The sequence below is a fragment of the Bartonella sp. AC158YNML genome, from assembly GCF_042196725.1.
Taxonomy (GTDB): Bacteria; Pseudomonadota; Alphaproteobacteria; order Rhizobiales; family Rhizobiaceae; genus Bartonella.
Map to the genome: position 1 here is coordinate 1 of NZ_JBHIQU010000044.1, position 3,770 is coordinate 3,770.

The 3,770-nt window shown below is 37.2% G+C and carries 1 protein-coding gene; it reads left to right on the top strand.

Annotated elements, in window-relative coordinates:
- On the top strand, positions 1–3,770 hold a 3,770-nt coding region (locus ACFIM1_RS08985; RefSeq protein WP_375694654.1), incomplete at both ends, for a type ISP restriction/modification enzyme.

Sequence of the window (3,770 nt, forward strand, 5' to 3'; positions counted from 1 at the left end):
TGTGATGAAGCACACCGTACGACTGGGGTTGTATTGGGAACAGACAAGCATGAATCTGAATTTATCAAGGTTCATGACAATAGCATCATTCGGGGTAAAAAACGTCTGTATATGACAGCAACGCCCAAGATCTTTGCTGATAGTGCTAAAAAACAAGCCCATGAAATGAATGGCATTTTAGCGTCTATGGATGATGAAGCCCTCTATGGAAAAGAGCTTTACACTTACACATTCTCAAAAGCCGTTAAGAATGAACTCTTAGTTCCTTATAAGATTATTATCTTGGGTGTTAATGAAGAGGAAGTGAGTGAATCCATTCAACATCTGATGACCGATGAGAATTATGAACTTACTCTTGATGATAAAACCAAGATCATCGGCTGTTATCAAGCTCTTAGCAAAATAGATCTAAAAGTTGATCTGAGTGATGACCCTAACCCTATGCGTCGGGCTTTGGCTTTTTGTAGAGATATTAAGACTTCTGAACGTATCCGTGATACCTTCAATTCTCCAGAAATACAGAAAGAATTATATAATCTTCATAAGCTCTATAAAGAGACGCCGCCTCTTCAGTGTACCTTTGCTCATATTGATGGAACACAAAGTGCCAAGAAACGCAATGAAGCCCTTGATTGGTTAAAGGAAGATGCGGGGGAAAATACTTGTCGTGTGCTGACCAATGTAAGATGTCTTTCTGAAGGGGTGGATGTCCCTGCTCTTGATGCCATTATGTTTTTACACCCGCGCAAAAGCCAAGTGGATGTGATACAGGCGGTGGGGCGTATCATGCGCCGTGCCAAAGGCAAGAAAAGAGGCTATATCATTTTACCCGTTGGGGTGCCGGCTGGGATTTCTGCTGAAGAGGCTTTAAAATACAACAAGAGATACAGTGTTGTCTGGCAAGTGATCAATGCTTTGCTTTCCCATGATGAAAACTTTGAAGTAACTCTTAACCAGATGATTTTAGATCAAGACGTCAGTCATACTTTAGAGATTGTTGCCTTAAAGAGTATGACCACGGTTGAAGATAAAATCTATGTTTATGAGAAACCAGAAAGCGCGGGGCTTGAGATTGGAAAAGCAGCCTATGAACCACAAAAATACATTCATAGTGTTACAGGAAGATTACCCTTTTATAAAGAGTTTCCCAATGCCCTTAAAACCCTTTTGGCTAAGAAATTTACCCTTGCCGATTACTGGGGCATTTGGGCTGGCAATGTTGCTGAAATTGCTCAAAACCATATCAATCGTCTTAAAGATATACTTTCTGATGAAACCAGTGAAGCGTTTCATGCTTTTGAGAGCTTTCACAAAGAACTCAAAAACAACTTAAACAGTGAAATAAAACAAGAGGAAGCGCTTGAGATGTTAGCACAACATCTTGTTACGCGTCCCGTATTTGAAGCCTTGTTTGAGGGCAATGAATTTGTACAAAACAATGCCATTTCGCAAGCCATGGAAAAGATTTTAGCTGAGTTGGATAAAACCAATATCAAGCAAGTATCAAAAGAGTTACAAGAGTTTTATGACAGTGTGAAATTCCGTGCCTCTGGGATTACCTCCCCCCAAGCAAGACAAAACCTTATTATCAAGCTTTATGAAGATTTTTTTACCAAGGCATTTAAGAAAACCACTGATAGGCTTGGGATTGTTTATACACCCATTGAGGTTGTTGATTTTATCATTCATTCTGTTGATGATGTGTTGCGGAATGAATTTGGAAAAAGCTTGGGGTCACGGGGTGTGTCTATTCTTGACCCTTTCACTGGAACGGGTACCTTTATCACACGGCTTTTACAATCCAATCTCATCAAACCAGAGGATATGGAATATAAATTCCGTCATGATATCCATGCCAATGAGATTGTTTTGCTTGCCTATTACATAGCAGCGATTAATATTGAATCGACGTATCATAGTATCATGAAAGGTGATTACATTCCTTTCAAACATATTGGTTTGACTGATACGTTTCGGATGCTTGAAGAGAAGAACCTGCTGCAAAAATTATTTAAAGAAAACAGTGAATATTTGGAACATCAAAAGAAACTAGATATCAAAGTTATTTTTGGTAATCCTCCTTATTCGGTAGGACAAAAAAGCGAAAACGATAATGCAAAGAATACACCTTATCCGATATTAGATGACCGCATTCGTGAAACCTATGCTGCTCAATCTAAAGTAACAAATATACGAGCACTTTATGATAGCTATATACGCGCTATTCGTTGGGCGAGTGACCGTATTGATAATGCTGGGGTAATCGGCTTTGTCACAAATGGAAGTTTTTTAGATGCAAATTCTATGACGAGTTTAAGAAAGTGTTTTGTTAAGGAATTTAGCAGTATTTATGTGCTCAATTTGCGAGGAGATATTCGCAAAAATATGACGAATAAAGAGACTTCTCAAGAAGGAGAAAATGTTTTTGGCAATGGTAGTATGACCGGTATTGCCGTGACCTTATTTATAAAAAATCCCAATGCTTTTGGATCTTGTAAAATTTACTATCACGACATTGGTGATAATCTCACAACAAAAGAAAAACTTACTACTCTTGAATACTTTGGTAGTATTAGTGGTGTTACGCGTGAAAGCGGTTGGAAAATAATTACACCAGACAAGCACGGTGATTGGATCAATCAACGTGATGATAGTTTCAAGACATTCCTGGCTCTAGGTGTTAAAAAAGAGCATGATAAAAAGCTATTTGAAACTTATTCTCGTGGTATTATGACGAGTCGTGATGCATGGGTATATAACTCAAGCCGTAGTGTTTTATCAAAAAACATGAGTAATATGATTGCCTTCTATAATAGCGAAGTAGAACGTTTTAATAATACTTATGCACACACCGACCGTAAAATACGTACTAATGCTGTAAATGATTTTGTAAATTCAGATGAAAGAAAAATTAGTTGGAGTCGTGCACTTAAACAAGAGTTGGCAAAAGGTAAGTTTTTTGATTTTAAAAATGCATATCTTACGCAAAGTTTATATCGTCCTTTTATACAGCAATGGCTCTATTATAATCGCATTTTCAACGATATGGTTTACCAAATGCCGTGGATATTCCCTATAGGGCAAGCAGCAGAGAATAAAGTAATACAAGTTACTGGTGTAGGAGCAAGAAGATTTTCTGTATTGATGAATAAAGCCTTACCTAGTTTAGATGCAATAGAAAAAGGTCAATGCTTTCCACGTTATATTTACGAAGACACTACGGTTTCAAAAAGTAAAAGTGGGAAACAATCCCATTTATTTACAAATTCTACAGAGAAAAACACAACATCTGGTTTACAGAGACGTGATGCCATTACGGATGAAGGACTAGCATATTTTAAAGCCGCTTATCCTAATGAAACCATAACAAAAGATGATCTATTCTATTATGTTTACGGTCTACTTCATTCAGAAGATTATCGCTCTCGTTATGCTGATAATTTATGCAAAGAATTACCTCGTATCCCATGTGTAAAGAGTGCTGATGATTTTTGGAAATTTGTAACAGCAGGGCGTGAATTGGGTCATTTGCATGTGAATTATGAAGATGTAGAGCCGTATCCAGTGACCTTTAAAAAGGGTAATCCAAAACAGACAGAGATCTCTAATCCCGAAAAGTTTTATTATGTGACTGAAATGAAATTCGCAAAAATTAAGAATAGTAAGGAAAAGGATAAATCGACTGTTTTTTATAATAGCAATATCACAATAACAGATATCCCTCTTGAAGCTTATAAGTATATCGTCAATGGTAAACCCGCTCTTGAATG